The 2,648-nt window shown below is 55.6% G+C and carries 2 protein-coding genes; both read right to left on the bottom strand.

Annotated features, from left to right (window positions below):
- Window positions 1–6: 6 nt before the first annotated feature.
- Window positions 7–1,839 carry a flavin-containing monooxygenase gene (locus ACX9NE_RS29170; protein ID WP_459365246.1) on the bottom strand — a complete coding sequence of 611 codons (1,833 nt, stop codon included), beginning with the start codon at window positions 1,837–1,839 and terminating at the stop codon, window positions 7–9.
- Between the two features lie 33 nt (window positions 1,840–1,872).
- On the bottom strand, window positions 1,873–2,648 hold a 776-nt coding region (locus tag ACX9NE_RS29165), incomplete at its 5' end, for a thioesterase domain-containing protein (protein WP_459365245.1).

Genomic DNA, 2,648 nt, shown 5'->3' with positions numbered 1-2,648 from the left:
GGAGCGCTAAACTTCCGCCTCCCACAGATCCGGGTTCAATGGCGCAGCCTGTGGACGCATATGGTGTGGCCACAGTGAACTTGCCATGAAATAGAACATACTCAGCAGGCTATCGCCCGGTAGCTCTTCATTCATGAGTGATTTCTTCGCGTCACCTCGCATGCTGTGAGGTCCGACGATGCGATAACACATCTGGTTGAATGAGTAAAACCAAAGTTTCACCAAGAGATCTGGTTCGTCGGTCAGCTGTTCACAGGTGGGTAAGCACCCAATGTCTTTCGCGATCGAGTCGAGGAAAAAAGGTAGCGACGGAATCGCTTCGGAGTGCCGCGGACTCAGCTCCGTCCACTTCTCCTCCCATGCCTTATCCGCTGTGATTCGGTCGGTCACATCTGCGGGCAGCTGGAGCTTGTCACTACAAAGAAGCGCGAAGTATCGAGCCTGCATCTCGGCACAGATAGGTATACCTCCGCTGAACGGCCTGACAAACCCGATCAGCGCAAGCCGACCGCCATGGTCGGGATGGAACGCGTGCTTGTATAAATGGCGGACATTCTGCCCTGGGATGTCCACACCATGCAGAAATGAGAAATCGCGTTCGAACCCGGTACACAGAACTATACAGTCGTAATCTTTGACCGTCTGATCCTTGAAGCAGACCGTGTTGCCGTCTATGGCCGCGATGCCGCTGTCGTTCACCTGAATTTTCCCATTCAAAATGTTGGGCACAAAGGAAACGTTCTTGCAGAAGATGACCCGCGGAGAATACGCGTCCTCACCTAAATGAGACTTTCGATTCCATTCAGTGATATATTCGATCGCTTCTTTCGTTGCCTCGGTGGACAAATCCAGCTTCGGGGGGAGCACCGGTTGCCCCAGGCTGTTCCGCGGGTCGAGCTCATCATCGTCGACCCGCGGCGCTCCGAGTAAAACTTTCGCCATGGCATTGGACACCGCTGTCACCGGCTCGCCGAGACCCACGGCCAAGAGGTCCGCACCGAGCGACTGCAGATCGAACAAGTCGGCGGCTCTTGTCATCGCCGCCTTCATGCCGTGCTGCCTGATGGCGTCCATAAAGGAAGCACGAGACATTGTCCCGTCCTGGAAGAAAGCCGCCGTGGGGAAGGGCTGTTCCGACGAGCGGACGTACATCTCATAGTGATGCGCCCTAACGGTCATGCTGTCTGTTGAATATCGCCCCTCATAGAGACGAGGGACCAGATAGGAACGCGAACTTATGGCCAGCGTGCACTCGGACGAAACGTCCGAGATCTGCCTGACGATATCGGCGCCAGATTCGGCCAGGCCGACAACAAGCACCCGCTTGCCTGCAAACTGCCGATTGTTCCGGTAACGCGAGGAATGCATTACTTCGCCGGAGAATTGCTGCAGGTATGTAACAGTAGTCATCGGCGTCTGGAAGGGACCGCTACAGACGGCAAGCGCCTGGAACGTGTGGCGTTCTTGACGCCCGTCCGCGGTGACCGAAACCATCCAGTCATCGCCGGCTTTTTCGACGGCATCGACCGTGGAATTAAACTTGATGCATTGCCGCAGGGAATACTTGTCGGTATAGTCATTCAAGTACTTGAAGTAGCCTTGGCGATCCGCGAAAACTCGATCTTCGACCATGAAGTCAGAATAGGACATCAGCTTCATAGAAATGGTGAGGTAAAGGTCATCGTAAGCTTTCATCGAATCACTGTCCTCGCCATCGCGGTACCAGATACCGCCGATGTCGGCACTTTTTTCAAAACATACGACGTGATGACCCTCGTCGCGCAGCTGCTTTATGGTCGTCAGCCCTGACGGACCGGCTCCGATCACGCCTACTTTCACAGTCAACTCCTCAAACTCAATTTGCCGGCTTAGTTAACTCTCCAGGACCGCTTTGAGTTGCCATCCAAACAACTCAACCGCTTCGGCGGTCAACATTTCATGGTGCTTACAATCAATCGGATAATCGGTGATGTCGCCGGTCACATATGGTCGCCAGCTTTGCGGAATCGCTCCCTGCGGCGCACTCCCGATTGCCGAAAATATAGTCATGTCCCCGTCGAACACATCAACCGTATGCTCGGCTCGGTATCGAATATTCGTCTCTGTGTTCTTGACCATCAGATCGCGCAGTTCTCCGGACGGAAGGGCCCGGGCGACCTCCCCGACAATGCCATCCAAACCCCGTCCGCGCTGGGGCGAGGTATCAAGGATCAAGGCATCGTCATCGATTTGGTCGGCACCGTAAATTCTCATCGCGTCATCATGGCTGGCTGCAGCGTCCAGGATTATCAGGTGGCGAACGACATATCCACGACGGTTAAGCTCAATGGCGAGCTCGTGGGCCACGTTGCCGCCAAAGGACCAGCCAAGAATGTTGTACGGCCCACCCGGATAGAACTCCACGAGCCGCTGGGCGTAATCCTTCGCGAGGCTGCGAACCGATCCGGATTCAGAATCAGCACTAGGTGCGTTTTGTTGGATACCGACAACCGAACAATCTAGAAACGGGCCCAGTGCACGGTACGGCCAGCTGACGCCGCCGCCGTGATGGATGCAGAACAGCGGAGTGCCAGAACCTTCCTGCAGCACCCTGACGGGCGCGAATTCCAGAGCACGGCTCGGCGCTTCAATGAGCCCGACGAGGCTTG

This window comes from Mycobacterium sp. ML4 (assembly GCF_054515735.1).
Note: the sequence above shows the minus strand (reverse complement) of the source record. Positions and strands in the feature narration are given on the sequence as shown.